Source organism: Moorena sp. SIO3H5, from assembly GCF_010692395.1.
Taxonomy (GTDB): Bacteria; Cyanobacteriota; Cyanobacteriia; order Cyanobacteriales; family Coleofasciculaceae; genus Moorena.
This window is the reverse complement of the sequence record NZ_JAAHHS010000124.1, coordinates 1-18737: the sequence shown is the minus strand read 5'-3', so window position 1 is coordinate 18737 and position 18737 is coordinate 1. Positions and strand designations below refer to the sequence as shown.

16 protein-coding genes and 1 pseudogene are annotated in these 18737 nt (G+C 42.2%); 4 read left to right on the top strand and 13 right to left on the bottom strand.

Annotation, left to right across the window (positions count from 1 at the left end; genetic code table 11):
* Positions 1 to 3 precede the first annotated feature (3 nt).
* The 4 genes and pseudogenes from F6K52_RS15680 to rimM all read right to left on the bottom strand — a co-directional run.
* Positions 4 to 468 (bottom strand): annotated as a pseudogene (locus F6K52_RS15680) (ATP-binding cassette domain-containing protein); the annotation flags it as partial.
* Positions 453 to 998 (bottom strand): hypothetical protein, encoded by a 546-nt coding sequence (locus tag F6K52_RS15675; protein ID WP_293079137.1) that lies wholly within the window; start codon positions 996 to 998, stop codon positions 453 to 455. The gene F6K52_RS15675 and the pseudogene F6K52_RS15680, both read right to left, overlap by 16 nt.
* Before the next feature lie 771 nt (positions 999 to 1769).
* Entirely contained in the window at positions 1770 to 2660 is an 891-nt protein-coding gene (locus F6K52_RS15670) for an alpha/beta fold hydrolase (RefSeq protein ID WP_293079135.1), read from the bottom strand.
* A 495-nt stretch (positions 2661 to 3155) separates the two neighbouring features.
* The gene (gene rimM, locus F6K52_RS15665) at positions 3156 to 3800 is read right to left on the bottom strand and encodes a ribosome maturation factor RimM (RefSeq protein ID WP_293079133.1); all 645 of its coding nucleotides are present in this window, start codon (positions 3798 to 3800) and stop codon (positions 3156 to 3158) included.
* A 606-nt stretch (positions 3801 to 4406) separates the two neighbouring features.
* Here rimM and F6K52_RS15660 point away from each other — a divergent pair.
* On the top strand, positions 4407 to 6251 hold the full coding sequence (locus F6K52_RS15660; protein WP_293079131.1) for an ABC transporter ATP-binding protein: 1845 nt from the start codon (positions 4407 to 4409) through the stop codon (positions 6249 to 6251).
* A gap of 112 nt (positions 6252 to 6363) precedes the next feature.
* Here F6K52_RS15660 and F6K52_RS15655 read toward each other — a convergent pair whose 3' ends face one another.
* The 3 genes from F6K52_RS15655 to F6K52_RS15645 all read right to left on the bottom strand — a co-directional run bounded on the left by F6K52_RS15655 (position 6364) and on the right by F6K52_RS15645 (position 10548).
* The gene (locus tag F6K52_RS15655; protein WP_293079129.1) at positions 6364 to 6813 is read right to left on the bottom strand and encodes a Rieske (2Fe-2S) protein; all 450 of its coding nucleotides are present in this window, start codon (positions 6811 to 6813) and stop codon (positions 6364 to 6366) included.
* A gap of 173 nt (positions 6814 to 6986) precedes the next feature.
* Positions 6987 to 8711, bottom strand: a complete 1725-nt coding sequence (gene ccsA / locus F6K52_RS15650) for a cytochrome c biogenesis protein CcsA (RefSeq protein WP_293079127.1) — start codon at positions 8709 to 8711, stop codon at positions 6987 to 6989.
* 61 nt (positions 8712 to 8772) lie between these two features.
* Entirely contained in the window at positions 8773 to 10548 is a 1776-nt protein-coding gene (locus F6K52_RS15645) for a cytochrome c biogenesis protein ResB (protein ID WP_293079125.1), read from the bottom strand.
* 491 nt (positions 10549 to 11039) lie between these two features.
* Between F6K52_RS15645 and F6K52_RS15640 the strand changes: the two genes are divergently transcribed.
* Positions 11040 to 11504 (top strand): pentapeptide repeat-containing protein, encoded by a 465-nt coding sequence (locus F6K52_RS15640; RefSeq protein ID WP_293079123.1) that lies wholly within the window; start codon positions 11040 to 11042, stop codon positions 11502 to 11504.
* 160 nt (positions 11505 to 11664) lie between these two features.
* On the opposite strand, the gene F6K52_RS15635 is transcribed toward F6K52_RS15640, so the two are convergent.
* The 6 genes from F6K52_RS15635 to F6K52_RS15610 form a co-directional block, all read right to left on the bottom strand.
* Positions 11665 to 12138 carry a thioredoxin domain-containing protein gene (locus tag F6K52_RS15635; protein WP_293079121.1) on the bottom strand — a complete coding sequence of 158 codons (474 nt, stop codon included), beginning with the start codon at positions 12136 to 12138 and terminating at the stop codon, positions 11665 to 11667.
* A 283-nt stretch (positions 12139 to 12421) separates the two neighbouring features.
* Positions 12422 to 13033 (bottom strand): hypothetical protein, encoded by a 612-nt coding sequence (locus F6K52_RS15630; protein ID WP_293079119.1) that lies wholly within the window; start codon positions 13031 to 13033, stop codon positions 12422 to 12424.
* Between the two features lie 236 nt (positions 13034 to 13269).
* The gene (locus F6K52_RS15625) at positions 13270 to 13914 is read right to left on the bottom strand and encodes a DUF3365 domain-containing protein (RefSeq protein ID WP_293079117.1); all 645 of its coding nucleotides are present in this window, start codon (positions 13912 to 13914) and stop codon (positions 13270 to 13272) included.
* A 169-nt stretch (positions 13915 to 14083) separates the two neighbouring features.
* A complete protein-coding gene (locus F6K52_RS15620; RefSeq protein WP_293079115.1) occupies positions 14084 to 14923 on the bottom strand; it encodes a cytochrome c3 family protein in 840 nt (279 codons plus the stop codon).
* Positions 14920 to 15564, bottom strand: coding sequence for a cytochrome c3 family protein (locus F6K52_RS15615; RefSeq protein ID WP_293079113.1), 645 nt, complete (start codon positions 15562 to 15564; stop codon positions 14920 to 14922). The genes F6K52_RS15620 and F6K52_RS15615 overlap by 4 nt, the downstream gene beginning before the upstream one ends.
* Positions 15565 to 15589: 25 nt before the next feature.
* Positions 15590 to 16153, bottom strand: a complete 564-nt coding sequence (locus F6K52_RS15610) for a globin family protein (RefSeq protein WP_293079111.1) — start codon at positions 16151 to 16153, stop codon at positions 15590 to 15592.
* A 552-nt stretch (positions 16154 to 16705) separates the two neighbouring features.
* Between F6K52_RS15610 and F6K52_RS15605 the strand changes: the two genes are divergently transcribed.
* The gene (locus F6K52_RS15605) at positions 16706 to 17905 is read left to right on the top strand and encodes a HEAT repeat domain-containing protein (protein ID WP_293079109.1); all 1200 of its coding nucleotides are present in this window, start codon (positions 16706 to 16708) and stop codon (positions 17903 to 17905) included.
* A gap of 433 nt (positions 17906 to 18338) precedes the next feature.
* The coding region (locus F6K52_RS15600; protein ID WP_293079107.1) for a PAS domain-containing protein at positions 18339 to 18737 on the top strand (399 nt) is incomplete at its 3' end.

Below are 18737 nucleotides of genomic sequence, written 5' to 3'. Positions count from 1 at the left end.
TTACATTATTGCACGGGCAAAACTGACTCGTTTGCGCATACCTCCTGATAATTCAGCTGGGTAGCGGTCTCCAACACCAGATAACCCTACCATCTCCAGACTTTGATTGACTAATTTCCTAATTCGATGATGTGGTAGTTTAGAGTGCTGGTAAAGCAAGAAACCCACATTCTCTTCCACCGTCAGCGAGTCAAACAAAGCTGCCTGCTGAAATACCATACCAATACCAATGGGGTCTTGAGCATCTTCTATTAAACCGGAGCGCCGTTGCCCTTTAACATAAACTTCACCAACATCAGCAGGTAGTAAGCCAGCAATAATCCGAAGAATTGTTGATTTGCCGGTTCCAGAAGGACCAATAATGACTAGGGCATCACCCTGATAAATTTTTAGATCCAACTGATTCAAAATGACATTAGTCCCAAACGATTTGCTGACTCCCTTGAGTTCAATCAGTGGTTCTGGCATCGAATATTTCTGACATTTTTCATTGTCTCCTCCATACAATGTATAACCTCTTCATCAAAGAGAACTACTTTTTGGTAATCAGGAAATTCTCCTGTATCCAGGCGCACAGCCACTTGCCCTAGCCCCTCACTGAAAAGGAGTTGTTTAAATAACAGGTTATCCGTAAAGGACATAATGTGAGCAGCAATGGCGCACTCGCCTTCCCAGCCAAAGTCCACATCGAGTTTAACGTGATGCCTTTCATGAATACATCGGAAAATTAAGTTGACGTCCTTACCTAGTAGATCTGATTCATTATATTGGGCGCTGATTCTAACATTTCCTTCTTCAAAGTCAGCTTTGATGTCATTAAGACATAGATCTGGTCCTCGAAAGTAGGGTTGGTAGTCAACATACTCAAAATTGACACCTTGCAATTCTACCTTTGCTAAGTCAATGACAAATTGACGAAACTCTCTAAGTAAGGAATTAGGAGCTTCATAGGGTGGAGCTGTCATATAACCGTTGGCTAATTCTTCAATAATCGTCATTATTATGATTTCCTCCTGTGCATACATAACCTCCTAAGAATTCTTGTAGAATTCCTGCATTTACACTATTATTAGAGGATAAGTGATATAGTAAACTTATTGATGATGGGTATAACCCCCTGAGTTTGTAAGTCCTATCTTGGCAACAAAAGAGTTAAAGCTTCCGTGTTAAATTCCTAACACTTGGAAGCTAATTTTGCTTTCTTCTAAATTGTGATATTTCTTGACAATAAAGACGTCGCGACAACCACTTAAACAATATTTAAGAATCAGAAAGAGTTCAAAAAGCTTGCCGTGAATTTACTTAAATAGTTCTCTGAAATACTGCAAGAGCTTTATCTTATTTTGATTTCAGACCCACCCTAGCTGGTTATTTGAGCAATCTGACCCTGACAAAGGCTTTCTTAAGAAAATCTGAATCATTGAAGCCTCTTGAAGAAGCATTTAAATTAACTCTTCCCGCTCCGGTCATCAGTAATAACACGTACATAGCTCACACTCACTCAATTTCGGTTACTTCACATGGATTCGCTCTAACAATCTATGCACCGAAAATCTAGCTATTGATTCCATAATAACTATGTGCTTACGGCTAATCACCGATAGTATGGTCATGGCTTCAGGGATATTGCTTATTATTATATATATCCATAAAAAAGCCAATCTATAATCAGTGAATTTACGTAATTCTCTAGTATTAGAAATAGTTTAAATGTTTAACATTTACCCTTGTTACTTACTTATTTGACCCTGATTACTTCCCTTTCTGTTTCACCAGCGAGATGACAACCACTCGAGAATCAGTGAATTTACGGACTCTGGGTTTTCGTCATGAGGGCAGTGACCAGCCTTAGGAATCCCTACAAATTTTACCTCTTTACCTTGATGACTCTGGTTTTGGAAGATGGTAGCACCAGAAATCGGTGTCCAAGGGTCTTCCTCTCCCCAAAGAATGAGTAGAGGACTTTGTAACTTCGGTAAAAGTTCACTAGGTGCAGGACCAGGAGGAGCAGTAAGAACTGATGCAAATACCTTTTGAGCACCGGGATCACAAGCAGGCTGGTAGATTAACTCTACAAGTTCCTCTGTAATGGCATCTGAATCACAGTAGACTTGACGGAGGGTGCTGCGGATCCGATTTTTCTGGCGGATACGGTTAAACAGGAACGGTCCAAAGGTTGGAGAGTTCACTAATCTGGTAAAAGCTCCCATCACCAAGCGCAAAGGTAGATTTAGCTCTTCAGGGCGGTGATTGAGTCCACCAGCACAGTTAATTAAGACACCACCAGCAGCAATCTCAGGATAGTTTGTTACCATCATCAGGCTTAACAGAGCACCAATGGAGTTACCGATAAATACGGTAGGTTCGTTGATGTAAGTATCCCAAAAGTCCTTTATTTGTTCTTGCCACAACTCTACGGTGTAGGATAGGACAGGTTTATCAGAACCTCCGAATCCCAGCAGATCAATGGCAAACACTCGATAACCCCCTGCAGCTAGGGCAGGAATATTCTTGCGCCAATGTCCAATGGATGCCCCAAAACCATGAACCAACAGTAAAGGCTTACCAGTCCCCATTACGGTGTATTGAATCTGGTGACTTTGCCAGTTCCAAACATGCTTTTCCGTAGTGTGGTAGGATATTAGTTCTTGTGTAGACACAGCTTTTTATTAACTTTAATTAATTTACTTATCTTCATATTATTAGACATTTAGGTACTAAGTTGATTCTGGATTGTAAATTATTGGTCTTAGAGCTAATTGATAGAGTAAATCTTAAGAGCTCAAATCCGTTGACAGATATGGATTTCAGCTAACATGAGCCAAACTACTCCTAAATCCTGAAAGGATTGCACCGCAATGGTTATAGGTCTGTTTCCCAATCAGCTCTGTAATACTTGTCTTAAAAGAGGATTAAACATTACCTAGCAAGGATTGATCAGGTCAAGGCTTTACTCTCACCTTTCCAATCCCAGGAGGCTCCCACTTAACCTGCCCTTGGTAAGTGGCCAGACGGGGGATGGTATAGTTTTGGATAATAGTGACCTGAAAGCTAAAGCTAGTCAGTATTTCGGGTCCCTTATCACCCTCTCAAGGAGCAGTTTCTGTGGAGATGGAGGGGATGAAGGTGAGATTTTACTAGTCAGTATATATGAGTTAACGTTGATTGACTTCTAGTAAACCGGCAGGAGGCGTAATCTCAATCCGACCATTTTCGAGATCCACCACTGGCGCGATCGCTTTCACAAACGGAATCAGCACCGTTGCTGGCTGTGCTTCCTTCTTAGCCTTGGATTGGCGTTTCTTGCTAGTTCGAGTAGGTGGTGGAGTTTCTGGATGGGTTGGGGGCGGTTGCACTGAAGATTGCAATTTGACTTTCAAAAGGTCATTACCGGCTGGGATCACGTCTACGACTACCCCCACAGCTTCACCAGTGAGTTGATTAAACACTTCAAGGTCAATCAAGTCTAGGATGTGATACTCATCTTCCTCTAACTCTGGGCGATCGCTGACTGGTACCAACAGTTGATAACCGCGCAACCCCTCTGCCTGATCCCGGTTGTCTATCCCCTTTAGCTGCACAACATATAACCCTTTAGCAGGGACAAAACGTCCCCAAAGTAATTCTACGGATTGGGGAGGATTTTCCTTCCCGGAAGGAGGAAGTGGTGGTTTTAACCAGCGCTGTCCTGGCTCCTCAAACCTCTCAGGAAAGTCAGAACTGGGATAGACTCGCAACTCTCCTTTTAGCCCATGGGGGGAAACAATTCTACCGATTTCTAGCCAGTCGTCATTGGTCATTTGAGCATTGTTAGGTAAGTGAAGTAAGCACTAAGGGCAAGGTAGTACCATCATCCCTAAAGGGGTCCGAGAGCGTGGATAGCGCAGACCTGTCATTTTATTTTATCCTGATTACCGGCATTTTGCTCAGAAAAAATAATAGAAAACACACTATTTTTTTAATAAAATATGTCTAAAAAAAATGTCAATAAATTCGGTTAATATATTATATTTTTTGGATTTTTATAACAAATAAGTTAAGGTAATACAATCTAATTATTTTTTAAAAATAACCTATACAGGATGCCAATAATAACAAGGCCTGTGGGCTTTTATATTTTGAAAAATCCTTTATAAACGTTATCGATGCTAACAGTCTAATCAGGGTTACTTCAATCAAGGCAATTGGCCATTAGCTCACCTTCGAGAGCTTAATGACTTTGTGCAAGTAATTGAGATTGTCCAACTTCTCCTGATGCTGCTCGGCAATGGCACTGGACTGGAACAATTGTCTAGATTTGACCGAACCTCAGTCCTCAATCTTATCTTTGACTACATCATAAAGCTGATTTAAACTAAATTATTCCTTTATCATCATAATAATTTACATACCAAATGTTTAGCTATTTGTCAAATTTTTTATACATTCTTGGAGAAAGAAAACTCCGACTTATCCCTCTTTTGTTATTAATCTTACTAACCTCCCTGCTGGATACTGTAGGTATTGGACTTGTCGGGCCATTTATGGGCTTAGCTACTAACCCAAGGTTGATTGAACTAAATTCTCGGTTGGATTGGGTTTATGTCAAGTTAGGTTTAACTTCTGAAGTTCAGTTTATTGCCTTACTAGGTTTCATCATTATTGTTGCCTTCTGGACTAAATCCTTATTAAGTTTCCAAGCTCAAAAATATATCTTTCAATTTAGCTTTACTCAATACGGTGAACTATCATCAAATTTGCTCCATGCTTACTTGGTAGCACCTTACACATTTCATCTTAGGAAAAATACGGCTTTTTTAATCAACACGGTTTTAGAAGATTCTGGAGTTTTTAGTGTAAAATTTATGATTCCTTTCCTAAAAACGCTAGCCAGTTTTATTATTATCTTGTTTTTAGTAGTTTTACTAATAATTACCGATCCAATCGCAACAATTACTCTAGGCTTTATTTTACTAATACCCTTGGGTATTATCTACCAATTTAAAGACAAAATTTCCGAATGGGGAAAAAAAGTATCTCAATCTAAGGAGGAAATGATTCGCATCATCAATCATAGCCTTGGAGGACTAAAAGAAACAAGAATTATTGGTTGTGAATCTTATTTTGAAATGCAAATGAGTGATCAAGTCGATCAACTGGTTAATGGTATGACATCGTTTCATACGTTTCAAGCTTTGCCTCGCATTATAATTGAAGCGATTTTAGTAACATTTTTAGTAGCTTTTGTATCTATAGTCTTAGTCTTTAACCTTGGGACAGAAAATATTATCCAAGTTTTAGGTATTTTCGCTTTGGCTTCTGTGCGCATGATTCCAGCATTTAGTCATTTAACATCTAATATTGCTTTGATGCGAAACTCCAGCTATTCGATTAATAAAATATACTTGGATTTAAAAGAGTTAGAAAACATTGAAGTAGAGAAAATTTTTGAGCCTAAATATTTATCAGATTTATCTGCCCTATCCAAGCCTAATACTTCGTCATATCAATTCAGTAATTTTGTCAATTCCATTGACGTTAATAGAAGTCTATCACACCAGGATAATCAGATCAAAATTGAGAGAATTACCTACCGATATCCCAAGGTTTTAGACCCTACTATTATGAACATATCGTTGACTATCAACAAAGGTCAATCTATTGCTTTAGTCGGTAAATCCGGGTCAGGTAAGACCACATTAGTTGATGTCATTTTAGGTCTATTAGCACCTGAAAGTGGTGAAATTATGTACAAAGGTAAATCGATATATAATAACCTGCGTTCCTGGCAAAATTTAATTGGCTATATCCCACAGTCGATTTTTCTGATAGATGACACAATCGAAGGAAATATTGCCTTTGGTGTTCCAAAGCATTTGATTGATCGAGAACGATTATATCAGGCTATCCAATCTGCTCAACTTGCGGAGTTTGTTGAGCAATTGCCTGAGGGAGTTAACTCTGTTGTTGGTGAACGGGGAGTGCGTTTATCTGGTGGTCAACGCCAGCGGATAGGAATTGCTCGCGCACTTTACCATCAGAGGGAAATTTTAGTCTTAGATGAGGCGACTTCTGCACTAGATAATGAAACTGAACACTTGGTTAATGAAGCAATTAAATCGTTGAATGGCACTAAAACGATGATTATTATTGCTCACCGTCTCTCCACTATTGAACATTGTGATTGTATCTATTTACTCGATCAAGGTCGTTTAGTGAAGTCAGGTACTTATCAAGAAATGATTTTAAATGAAGAAAGCTTTAATTTTTGAATTGGAAAAGGGCAGGAGCAGGTTAGTTATAGCATTCTATCTCCCATCAGGTACAAACATATCCCTTAAAAATGGGGACTTCAGCTGCAATATCAAACCTGCTCCTACATGACTAGCTTACTTTTACCAAAACTAAATTATCTTCTTCCTTTGTTTCATAGCTTTTCAAGGGTTTGTCTGCAGGTCCTTTCGTTACTTTGCCATCTAAATCAAATTTAGAACCGTGGCAAGGACAGTTAAATATCTTGTCCTCTTGCTTCCAATCCACGCTACAACCTTGGTGAGTACACCTAGGGTTCACGGCAACAAGACTATTGTTGCTCAGATTACGCACGACTAGAATATCTGCTATCTTGTCGGTAATTTTGCCTTTTTCTTCTAACTCCTGCACTGTGCCAACAGCTTGGAATCCATCTTCTCGCACCGACTTATCAATATTAGCAGTTTTCTTTTCTGTTGTTTTTGGCTGACTTTGATCAGGACTACAGGCAGCTAATGCTACTGGTAGATAAGTAGCCAATGCACCAACACCAAACCAGCCCATAAATTTACGACGATCCATAGTATCCCTCTATGTGGAAAACGATTTATTTTAATAATAAACCATAATTAAAAATTAATTATATTATCTCTCAAACTAGGAATTTTTAATCAAAACTATGAGCAGCTAAATTAGGTTTATAATCTCTTCCTCATTAGTTGGTATTATGCATTTTTAATTAATTTTAATTAATTTTAATTATCTTTAGCCATAACCGGTTGGTTTGGGCTCAATTGTTTCACTATATTTTCACTAGATTTAGAGAGCAGCCAACGGTTATGTCTGGTAGCGGCAGCTGCTACAAATAATAAATCTAAGCCAACGAGGGTCCCGACAATTAATTCTGAGCCACCAGTGCTAAATCCATAACTGTGTAAACCAGTACCGAGAACAAAGTTTACGCCATACCAAGCCATCAACACAGCATTAAAACAAACTACACTAATGACTGCCATCCCAAAGTCTGCTAACCATCCTACCAGACGACCATGTAATGGGACTATGTAACACATTAGGGCAATCAACGCCCAGGTTTCTTTGGGATCCCAACCCCAGAAGCGACCCCAAGAGAAGTGAGCCCAGATCCCACCGAGAATAATGCCAGTAGTGAGCAGTAAAACACCAATTTGTAGGACTCGATAGTTGAATTTTGATAGATTGGAAATTCGTTGAAAGGATTGGGGAGCAACTAGATAATGTCCTAGAATAATATGTCCTAATCCCATGGCTAAGGCAAAACTAGCATAGCTGAGGGTAATGGTGGGAACGTGGATACTTAGCCAAAAGTTGTCTCGTAGTACTGGTACAAGGGGAGCAATACTTGGGTCTAGGACGGCTGGAAGACTGTCTGCTAGAAGTAGACAAAGGATTGATAAAGGAGCAGCGGCTAACAGATAGTATTTTGCTCGGTAGATTAGCTCAAATACTAGGGCGATGGCGGCTATCCCAAATCCAACCCACACTACGGATTCATACATATTGGTGACTGGGGGACGTCCGGCAATTTCCATGCGGGTGATAAAGCCGTAGCCTTGGATGAAAAGACCTGTGAGGAAAATTCCTACTGCACCTGAGTAGAGGTCGAATTGTTTGAAGGATAATCCTAATAATAGGACTAGTAATGCGATCGCATAAATTTTCCAGGCTTTACTAAAGGGGCGAAAACTAGAGAAGTTAACTTCCCGTTGCAGCACGGAATCCTTGGGGTAAATGTCAGGGCTAAGAGCCGCTAACTGCTGATGTAGTGTTTCCGCAACTTGCCCAACCTCAACATTAGTCAGTAGAGGATCTAAACGATAGGCTTGTTTGAGTGTTTGGTAACTTTGCTGTAGGGGGGTAATTTGTTCGTTGGTGTAATACTGTTGCGATTGAAGTATGCTTACCCAAGTGCCTTTACTATCGCTGGGATGGGGAACTAGGGGTAGGGTATCAGTACCTACCGTGCGTAACATTAATGCCAGTCTGTCTTCTATGGTGAGGGCTTCTCGTTCGTCTCTAGTCAGCTCAATGTTGTCCGCTTCTTTTTGATTGGCTTCCAGAACGATGGCACCTAGGTTGGAACTGACTAATTCTGCGAAGGAGAAGTATTTTCGTTCTAGGTCAAGACCAATTTTTTCTTTGAGGGGGCGGTAGGTCAGTAGAATGAAGGGTTCTTGGTTCCAGTCTCGGTTATTAAACCATAGGGATAGGTAGGTTTGGAGATAGTTGAGGCTTTGATTGTTTTCTAGGCGGTAGTTAGTTGAACCGTGGATTTTGGCTACGGTTTCTCGGGCTACGGTGTCTAAGGGTTTTTTGCGCCCATCAAGTTGGACGGCTAGGGTTTGTAAGGGGTCTAGGGGTGATGGTTGGAGTTGGGTTGGAGGTATGATCAGGATTACGATTCCGAGACAAAGTCCGATCAGGAGTTGGAGTGGTTTCATCAGAACACAGGAGTTGAGGCTAAACAGGAGTAAAATCTAATCTGAACTAGAACAAAGTATGCTAGGGGGAATGATAGTACAAGGGAACTCCGGACTCCTCTGGCTGGCGGCGCAGTTTTTTGGCTACCCCTCGACCATAGAACATGATGGTGAGCCCACCGATTACTAGACCGGAGCCTGTCCAGGTTAAAGCAGTTACCCAGGCTGGTTCTCGCTTGATTTGTAGGGTTGATTGTTTTAAGTCACCGGGATTCCAGGAAGCTTGGGCTATTTTCCAGCCTTGATACCAGGTGGGATGGTTCATCCAAACGTTGCGGTGGGAGATGACATTGTGATCCCGGTCTTCGAGCCGGATTTTGCTAGTCCACATAGCAACGGAATCACTGCCTTCATTGCGTTCTACGATGAAGTCTTCTAATGCGATCGCAAACGGCAGTTCCAAGAGTTTGGGACTAAACGCAGCAAAGATTTCTCCTGTTGGTTCGTTAATCGTAGTCGGTTCGCCCCAGGGTAACCAGGTTTGGGTTCCGGTTTCGGTGCTGACTAATAAAGCTGGTACTCCCTTAACGGTTGGGTCAAATACAGGTATGACCTCACGATTGATTTTGCCATGGGGAATATACTCGTCTAGGGTAATTTGGAAGTCTGCCCAACCGGGACTTACAGCTTCTCCAACCTCTAAAGTCCCAGATTTAAATCCTTTCGAGGAATGGGCAGCATAGAATAGCTGACCTGATTGAGTCACGATCACCCGGAAATAATCCTGTGATTGCTGGGGTTGAATTTTATAGCTAATCTCAATTCCTTCTAGGGGTTGTCCTGATACCACTGAACGAATTGGGGGAAAGTTTTCCTTTCCAAACACAAACCAGCGTTCAAGCCCTTCTGGTGTGGATACCTCTAACTGTACTGCGGGATTTCTCAGTTGTTGGGAGGCCGTTGTCGGTTGCTTGTTGCTGTCTAGTCGGAAATCCGGCCAAAAATCGATTACTTTGACTGAGGAGTCTGGGGCTTGGGATGACAGAGCTTGTTTTATATCGATAATCTCTGTATCTATCTTTTCCCTTTCTTTTGACGTTACCTCGATGCTTCCCCAAGGACTCAGGTTTTGTTCTTGAGGAGGGGATAGCAGAGATTTTCCTTTTCCTGTCGCTACCGTATCAACCTGAATGATTTCTAATTCAGCTGGCCCAATCCCTACTTTGCTATAGGCTACTGGGGCTACAGCTAAATATCGCTCTAGGGTTTGCCCCATGCGATCGCTTTTCAAGCGTAATCGCACAGCTGGATTATCTACTGCTAGATTATCTGCCGTTGCCCCTTCTGTAAAACTGACTGTTTTGATGGTGTTGTCGCTGTAGCCTACCAAAGACAATTTACCAATTTGCTTGGGCATGACTGAACCATCTGGCTTGATCAATACATCAGCCTGCTGCAACTCTGATGATGGTGTCATCACTTCCACAAATTCCCCTTCAACCCGAATCTGATTGCTCGAAGCCATATCGGTGCGCAAAGGTAACATGCCCTCTACACCTAAGTGGATTACAGCGGCTGAACCAGCGATAATTACGATGATACCAAGATGGGTCAAAGCAAAGCCGATTTTACGCGCACCTCGCCAGGGATAGCGATAGAGAGCTGATACCGCTAAGTTGAGCGCTAGTAGGAACATTAAGGCTCCAAACCACGGACTTTTGTAAATCTCTTGTTGCACGGTAGTTGACCCGACCTGAGATTCGTAAAACGTCGCCCCAATTAAGATAGCGACAATAATACTAAGTAAAGGGACAGCTAGTTTAATCGAGCCAATAAATTTCAAGGTATGCTCAAGCATATAGCAATCCTAGGTTATTTGTGAACATACTGGTCAAGATTGGTAGCACACAACATGGTTCAGCAACTATAAGTAACTATAAGGTAATCAGGAATAGTTTTTACCCAAAATTTAGGATTTATCTCTATATAATACACCCTGGTATAAAACAATTTTATCAACACAAGCTTTTTCCTAAATTATGGTTTTTTTTGGTTTTTTTAAAACTAAGCGATCGCTTTTACCAAAATGCCTTAACGTCATGAACTTTTACCATTAATTTAAATTTAAATTGTATTCAATTATACAGTTATCATTTTTTTAATCTTAAAGGTGTAGTCAATTAGTCTACTAATAGTCTACTAAATTAGACATTGCTAAACGGTTGCGTAAACGCGATCGCTAACATCAGACTTCGATACTGGTCATAAAGCGCGTCTGTCTACAATTTCCCATCTGTCAGGAATTGTGATTAACACCAGACCCAATCCAGATCACGTTTGAGGTTATCTATGCTGTTGTACACTAGTCCATCTAGCCAACTTACCACAAGCAATCCTGAGGAACTACTGAAGCGATATGCTAGGGGAGAAAGGGATTTTCGGGGCATAAATCTGAGTGAGGAAATGTTGAGTTGGGTAGATCTTGAGGGGATAAATCTCAGTGGTGCTCAGCTTTATGTATCTGTTTTAGAAGGGGTTAACCTTACCGAAGCGAACCTTACTAGAGCTAACCTCAGTTGGATAGACTTAACGGCAGCTACTTTAATCAAGGCAAATTTGACTGAAACTAACTTACACAAAGCCGATTTGCGTGGAGCGGATTTGAGTGGTGCTAATCTTCAGGGGTCAGATTTGAGTGGTGCTAACCTTCAGGGAGCAGATTTGAGTGGTGCTAATCTTAGTGGTGCAGACTTAACTAGTGCAGTAATGTCTCGTAGTTTTGATATCGGTATTTTAAAGTTGGCAGCTTTGTAGAAAGATATTTTTGAAGGTTTAAGGTTTAAGGGTTGAAGGTTGAAGGTTGAAGGTTGAAAGTTGGTTTGTTTAAGGTTTAATAACCTGTAAAGTTCTAACCTGTAACTTTCTAACCTGTAACTTTCTAACCTGCAACTTTTAACCTCTGGTAATCCTGTTTTCAAGATAATAGCTCTTGCAGCACTTTACTGATAATTGTTTCAGGGATTTTGCCAACTAGAATTTCTGTCTCTTGCTGATTACTGTCTAGAAATGTGAATTGAGGCACACCAGTCACTCGGTATTTTTCAATCGGTTTAGCCCACTGGGGATCATCTATATTTAGCATAACCCAATTGACGCTCTCTCCATACTTTTGGTGTACTTTGTTTAGGATAGGAGCCATGGATTGACAAGTGGTACACCAGTCAGCGTAAAATTCTATTACAGTTGGCTTATTATTGCTCAAAGCAAGCTCATACGGTACGGATTGCTTTGCCATTGTTTTGATTAGAGCTAACCCAGCCACGCTTGAACTACTAAGGCTAGATACATCAGAACGAGTTAGGAAAAATGTTCCAGCGGCGAATACAACAGTGATTATTCCTACAACAATGCTGAGTTTTGCCCTGATTTTTCCTTGATCACTATTCATTATAGTATTTATCAATTGGGTGATGTCTAAATTCCTGGGTTGTAGGGAGCAGCGAGCAGGGAGCAGCGAGCAGGGAGCAGGGAATAAAATTTAGATATACCTGACTAGACTAGGAAACGCTATATTTCATGATATATTATTTACCAAAATATCATGAAATAAAATACTGAATTATCATAACACCAAAAAATAATCGTATCTCTTTACTACTGTTGCCTATTGCTTGTTGCCTATTGCCTGTTGCCTATTGCCTATTGCCTATTGCCTATTGCCTATTGCCTATTCATTGATAGTAATAGGCCAGAAATATGTGAAATCCTAGCATCACAAAGAATACACTAACTAGAAAGATATGGGTGGATAGCCAGACAGAGCGTAAATTACGAATTAGGGGACCTTTAGATATACCCGGTAGTATCGTGCCAATGCCATCCTTTGCTGGCACCCAACCAAAATATTTTCTAGGAGATTCCAGCACCCCGGTTTCGGCCACAACACCGACTAGAGCCGATAGGGTTACACCAAAAAATACCCACAGGAATATAGAATTAAAATTCTTGCCAGTCGCCCCAATGGTATGAATTAATGTTGTTCCTAAAAGAGCGACTCCCAGAAAGATATGTAAACTCCGCCACAGCAGTATGGACCCAGGAATAGTAAACTTAATCATCCAGCCACGACTACGCTTTCTAGCTGTTAGTACCATCTCAAACAATACAAAAGCTAGGGATAGATAGCCGGTAATTTGCTTATAAAGTTCCCCTTGTAAAAGCTGATACCATTTAAAATAATTGTCCCGCAGCATCGGTAGATAAAGGGGACTCAGGGCAAAGGGAGTCAGAATTACCACACAGATGAAGGTGAGGATGATTAAGGTAGAAAATTTGGGCTTCATAACATAGTGGCTTTTCGGTTAAACCTATTTTGTAAGCAGTCAGCAATCAGTAGTCAGCAGTCAGTAGTCAGTATTCAGCAGTCAGCCGTCAGCCGTCAGCCGTCAGTATTCGCGGTGATAGCTGATAGCTGATAGCTGATAGCTGTTCGCGTAGCGTGGCCAAAGGCCTTTAGCTGATCGCTGATCGCTGATAGCTGATAGCTGATAGCTGACTGCTGACACATTTCCCCTAAAAATTAGGTGCCTTTTAGAGGCAGATTAATGATGATGCCACCCATGACTTCGCCCATCTCAAAGACTTTGTCAGGATAGCGCTCTTTGTGTACAGGATGGGTGTTGTGGCAAGATACACAGGCTTCAGCCACAGCTTTATCAGGGTAAACGGCAGAATAATAGGTTGTACCAGCAATTTCTTGATAGTCCATGTAAGGCTCACCAGTTTCAACCACTTCTGCCATCGCTTTCTTTTCAAATTCAGATTTTGGCGCTTGGTTATCGTTGATGTTCCAAGGGGAAATTAAGCCGTAAGTAAACTGTCCGTTCTCAGAAGCAATCTCTGCTCCTAGACGGAACATCTGAGCTGGTAGGGGAATACCACCAGTTTGTTGCCAACCTTCAGTGGCTTCCGCATCAACTACTCCTTTTGGCTTCTCTTTGCCTTCTAATGTCTTCAAGCGGTTAATGACGTGCTTGGTGTAGGCGGTGCGGTCTGCTAAGAGCACGGTATGGATATAATCCACAACTATTTCTGGAGCAACACCTGCAGCTTGCTGAGTGGAACCGCCACCACAAGCGACAACAGTGACGCAAATCGCTAAACCTAAGGCAATTAAGCCTACAGCTTTGGTTTTCATGCGATGTAGCAATGTCTTGATTGCCATGATTTCGTGTCTCCTCTCGTTGTCTTTAATTGGTATGACGTGGCTATAAAATGGCTATGACTACCGCTAATTTAATGATTAGCGTTAGCTAGTAGCGTTAACTAGTAGCGTTAATTAGTAGCTTTTACTACTAGTAGCGTTAATTAGTAGCGTTAATTAGTAGCTTTTACTACTCTTCAGCGTTACTCGACCGTTTCTTCTCAAATTCACGAACTAGATCAAAGGTTTCTAGCTTCAGGGTAGGAGGTTGAGAAAAGTTTTCCTCCACTAGCTCATCATCGAAAATGCTGTTATAGCTATACTCGACGCCGTGGCAGTTCATACAAACTTCTTTAACCATGCGATCGCGTGGTTTAAGAGTAAAGGTATTGTTGTGATTAACGACAATGGTGTTTTCTGTGTTTTCCAGCTGCTGACGAGGTAAATGACAGGTAGCACAGGTCACTGATTCACCATTAGGTCTGGGTAAGGTGCCTTGGTCAGCAAATAGTTGGGCATGTTTTGAGTTTTGATAGTTGAGGGAGTGGCTGTCATTATGACAGGTCAAGCAGGAATCTACAGAGGCTTGCCAGGTATCTACAGAATGGACATTGTGACAGCTGTTGCAGTTCATTTGCTTGTCCATGGCTGACTCTTTCATCGGCAAATGAGCCATTGCTGGTGTCAAGGGAGATAGTCCTTCTGAGATCCGAATGCCATGCTTACCATACAAAAACGTCTCAACTGCTACCTCATGGCAACTTTGACAACTTTCCTGGGTTGGTTTAACCACTAATTCTTTAGTTTCAGAGTCTTGGTGACAGCTAGAGCAGTTGACGTCTGCTAAGGCATGAGCACTGCCTTCCCACAACTGATTAATTTCAACTAATTCCCCTTGGGAAAGGGATGCACCGTCTTTGGGCACACCCCCATTAGTAGCTACATCAATAACAGTGTTTGCGTTACCTCGGATACTGCTGACCAATACCAAACCAATTAGGACGAGTACAATGGCAATCAGTTTTTTCATGACTCGCTCCCCAGGAATTCTTCACCTAAATCGGGAGTAGGCGGTTCTTCTAATTCCGCAGTAACTGTCCGCTCCAACAGTACAGGTTCTGGCAACATCGGCAACTGATCAAGATTCTGACGCAGGAATCCTGTGGAGATGGAGCGGTGGTCGTGGAAGTTATGACAGCCTGCGGTCCAGCAACCATCCGGAGTAAATCCTGTATGACTGGCTAAGTCACCGGTGATGATGCCTTCATGACAAGCCATACATAGGTCTGGCTTGAGGTGAACTCCTCGCCCAAACATATGGACGTGTTCGTTATGGCAAGCCGTACAGGTCAGTACATCTATCTTGGTTAAAAGTTCAGCCCAACGGGGGTCACGGAACTTTTTAGTTCCGTGAGTATCTGCTGCCATTTCCGCTTCGTGACAGCGCATACAGGTTTCGTTGGTGACCGGTTTAAACCCCTCATGACAGGAGTTACAGGACACCTCAAACAAAACATGCCCCTCCGAGGTAGTGCCAGGAAGGAACACACTGCGATGATCTAAAGCGAAGGCAGCGCCTAACCACGTTAGTAGGATCACCATCACACCGATGATTACTACTTTGGATTGGAGAATAGTGGGCTTAAAAAACTTACCTAGATTGCTTGCCATTTTTAACTATTTACATCCCCATGGCTTACAACAACAGTGCCAAGAGAAGGCTGACGATTCCACCAGCTCCAAACACTCCACCGACTAATGGCCAGTTAATGTTTGCTTCCGGGACCTCATACTGTTGGGGGCTGGGTTTTGTGGCCTCTGGTTTTGGGGAATCTAACTCGACTTCTTCAGAGGAATAATCCGCACCATCCAACATGATGGTGGTAATGGCTCCGTAGGCATCTACCCAGGCTTGCTTGACCTCTGGTGTCCAATCCGCGCCCAAGTATTGCTCAAAGGTTTTTAGGAGGCTATTGCCCACTAATGGATAATGTTCTGGAAGCGCTCCATACTTAACATGTCTCGCTCCTAGTCCTTTGAGGGCTGCACCGAGGGTATCTGGATTGCGTAGATTTTCTACTACCAGTACCAAGGAAGCCAGCAGTTTTTTCTTTTGGGCACCCATGTCTGTGGTATCGAACAGAGGCTGGGCGGCTGGATAATCGGTAAATAGATTTTCGTAGAAGCTGGCTACAAATTCTGTAGCGCTAGGCTTAATCTGATCAAAGCTTTGTTCTAATAGTTCGACTTGTAAAGACATTGTTCTATATCACTCCATGGGATTTACATGGGATTTACATGGGATTTACATAGGATTTACATGGGATTTAACTGTTAGCTTGGCACCGAGCCCCCAATAATAACTTCAGCCCACTTCTGGGTTGGAGTTATTGAGCCTGAGAGCTTGACATACCCTAAAGGTAGATGCCCAGTGGAGATAACCTCCCACCAGGCAGGATAGTAAAGATGTCTAACTGTGTAAGGTTCCCACTGACTAACACTGACTAAGTCGATGTGATTAGATCAATAGTCCATATCGAGATATAACGATAGGTTTCACAATTGGGAGACATCGTAGCTTTTGTTACAAAGACTTTATAAAAATGAATATTATGCATTAAAATTTTGCATTGAATACATTTTTGATTTGATAATTAGGCTTTTGTTGGAGAACGCTTAAATTAGAGTCCGATATTCGAGTCGGGAAACCAGCTGTTCGTCGGATCAGTCTCCTCTCCTATCGAGAATAGTAGTCAAATGCACTTAATTTTGTGCAGTTAATTTTTTATTGCCGTGAGGCAACGATTAAACAATGCTCAACATTTTAGAACAAGCCAGTCTTGCTGGAGAGCAGGAAAATTTTTCATTACTAACTCACCATCTTCAGCAGTTGTCCATAGGGAAAAATGGTCAGAGACAGCACCGGTTAAATGATGAAGAATTTAACCTAGCCTTGAGTCTGGGATTACAGGTGCTCAAGAGTGGGGATTTTCACGAAAAATGGGATTTAGTAAAGGTGCTACCAAAACTGGGGAAACCTGTTATTGCTCCGGTGATCAGCATCCTAGAAGATGAAGCACTAGATTTGGAAGTCCGTTGGTTTGCTGGTCGAATCTTAGGTCAGTTTGATGACCCGGCAGTGGTGATGGTATTAGTTAAATTGCTCAAGGATGCTGAGGATGAAGAGTTAGCCTATATGGCTTCTGAAGCACTAGCAAACATTGGTACTTCAGCAGTGGCGGCTTTAAGCCGTTTCCCAGAATCCCCAGAGGCCAGATTATTGGCAGTGCAAGCCCTGGCTCATATTCACCGTCCAGAAGTGATTGAGCCATTGCTGAGTGTGGTTAATGACCCCAGCTGGGAAATACGGGCTACTGCTATTGAAACCCTCAGTAATTTTCGCTCACCCTCAATTACTCCAGTTCTCCTGAATGCCTTAAGCGATCATGTGGCAGCGGTGAGGAAAGAAGCGGTGATTGGTCTAGGGTTACTACGCAATCTGTTGCCAGATTTAGATCTAGTCAAGCGGATTAAACCATTGCTTTATGACCTGAATTTGGAGGTTTGCCACCAAGCTGCGATCGCACTCGGGCGTTTAGCTAGCTTGGACGCCCATCAAGCGTTATTTAAGGTACTCCAGTCACCAGCTACACCAATCAGTTTACAAATCGAGATTGTCCGTGCTTTCAGTTGGGAGTTTACTACCAATTCCCTACAACAGTTGCAAGCAGTGCTGAGGGAGGCACCTACACCAGTCTGTCGGGAAATCATTAGCGTCCTGGGGATGGTGGAGTCAGACTATTTGAAACCCAAAGCGGCTGAGATTTTGATCGACTTTTGTCAATCAGGGCAAGAGGCTACGGAAGATCAGCAAATCAAACAAACTCTAGCCATGTCCCTAGGACAATTAGCTCAATGTGAATCTATACCATTACTGAAAGATTTGGTCGCAGATTCAGATCACTCCGTGAGCTTGCATGCGATCGCAGCCCTCAAAAAATTCCCATTGTAAATTATCAGTAAATTCCCATTAGTCTAGGGGCGTCAAGCCTTCAGGGCCTACCGTTGCTAACGCTTGCATTTTTTTGTGCTATACTCTATACTTGTGGTTTGATTCAGAAGTGGGCTACCCCTTAACTCAAATCCCTAAGGGGGATTTTGATTGAGGAAAGCCGATCTGAGCCATCCATCGAGAAAAGAGAAAAATCAATAAAAATCAAAGATATTGCGGAGCAAGCGTGGTTTAGCAGCCAATTCTGGGCGTTTGCTTCATGATTTTGCCACAAAAATTTGCTAGCATCAAGTACACTCGCGAACCCTAAGGAACGATTTGGCAGAAGGCCGTTGAGTAGTCCAGCCTCAATTGTTCCTAGACTTGCTCTGTGGATGGAGAAATACGAGTGAATATAAACGACGATCCCGTATTCAAAGCACTTCTGAGTTCAATGAACACAAATCCAGGCTTTGACTTTACTAAGCACGAGATTCCAGCTCAAAAGTGCCTCAAACTTGAATCACCAAATCCTAAGCAATCCTATGCACAGCCGGATTTGCTCTATGCTGCTCTGGAGGAACTCTCTACGGGTCTTGAAGAACTCAGCGAGAAGTATGAGGCTTTGCAAGCGGCTTATGCTGTCTTAGAATCACAGCAACAGCACTACCATAATTTGTTTGAATTGGCTCCTGAGGGTTACCTGGTAACCAATGGTCAAGGAATTATCCAAGAAGCAAACTATGCAGCGGCTAGTCTACTCAACGTACAGCAGTATTATCTGGTGGGTAAACCGCTGATGAGCTTTATCAGTGACGCTGAGTCTAATCGGTTCCACCACCAACTCGACCAA

What these genes read in the sequence shown, in the direction of transcription:
- F6K52_RS15675 (WP_293079137.1), bottom strand. Translation starts at nt 998, where the DNA reads ATGACGATTATTGAAGAATTAGCCAACGGTTATATGACAGCTCCACCC.
- rimM (WP_293079133.1), bottom strand. Translation starts at nt 3,800, where the DNA reads ATGACCAATGACGACTGGCTAGAAATCGGTAGAATTGTTTCCCCCCAT.
- F6K52_RS15655 (WP_293079129.1), bottom strand. Translation starts at nt 6,813, where the DNA reads ATGGATCGTCGTAAATTTATGGGCTGGTTTGGTGTTGGTGCATTGGCT.
- ccsA (WP_293079127.1), bottom strand. Translation starts at nt 8,711, where the DNA reads ATGAAACCACTCCAACTCCTGATCGGACTTTGTCTCGGAATCGTAATC.
- F6K52_RS15645 (WP_293079125.1), bottom strand. Translation starts at nt 10,548, where the DNA reads ATGCTTGAGCATACCTTGAAATTTATTGGCTCGATTAAACTAGCTGTC.
- F6K52_RS15640 (WP_293079123.1), top strand. Translation starts at nt 11,040, where the DNA reads ATGCTGTTGTACACTAGTCCATCTAGCCAACTTACCACAAGCAATCCT.
- F6K52_RS15635 (WP_293079121.1), bottom strand. Translation starts at nt 12,138, where the DNA reads ATGAATAGTGATCAAGGAAAAATCAGGGCAAAACTCAGCATTGTTGTA.
- F6K52_RS15630 (WP_293079119.1), bottom strand. Translation starts at nt 13,033, where the DNA reads ATGAAGCCCAAATTTTCTACCTTAATCATCCTCACCTTCATCTGTGTG.
- F6K52_RS15625 (WP_293079117.1), bottom strand. Translation starts at nt 13,914, where the DNA reads ATGGCAATCAAGACATTGCTACATCGCATGAAAACCAAAGCTGTAGGC.
- F6K52_RS15620 (WP_293079115.1), bottom strand. Translation starts at nt 14,923, where the DNA reads ATGAAAAAACTGATTGCCATTGTACTCGTCCTAATTGGTTTGGTATTG.
- F6K52_RS15615 (WP_293079113.1), bottom strand. Translation starts at nt 15,564, where the DNA reads ATGGCAAGCAATCTAGGTAAGTTTTTTAAGCCCACTATTCTCCAATCC.
- F6K52_RS15610 (WP_293079111.1), bottom strand. Translation starts at nt 16,153, where the DNA reads ATGTCTTTACAAGTCGAACTATTAGAACAAAGCTTTGATCAGATTAAG.
- F6K52_RS15605 (WP_293079109.1), top strand. Translation starts at nt 16,706, where the DNA reads ATGCTCAACATTTTAGAACAAGCCAGTCTTGCTGGAGAGCAGGAAAAT.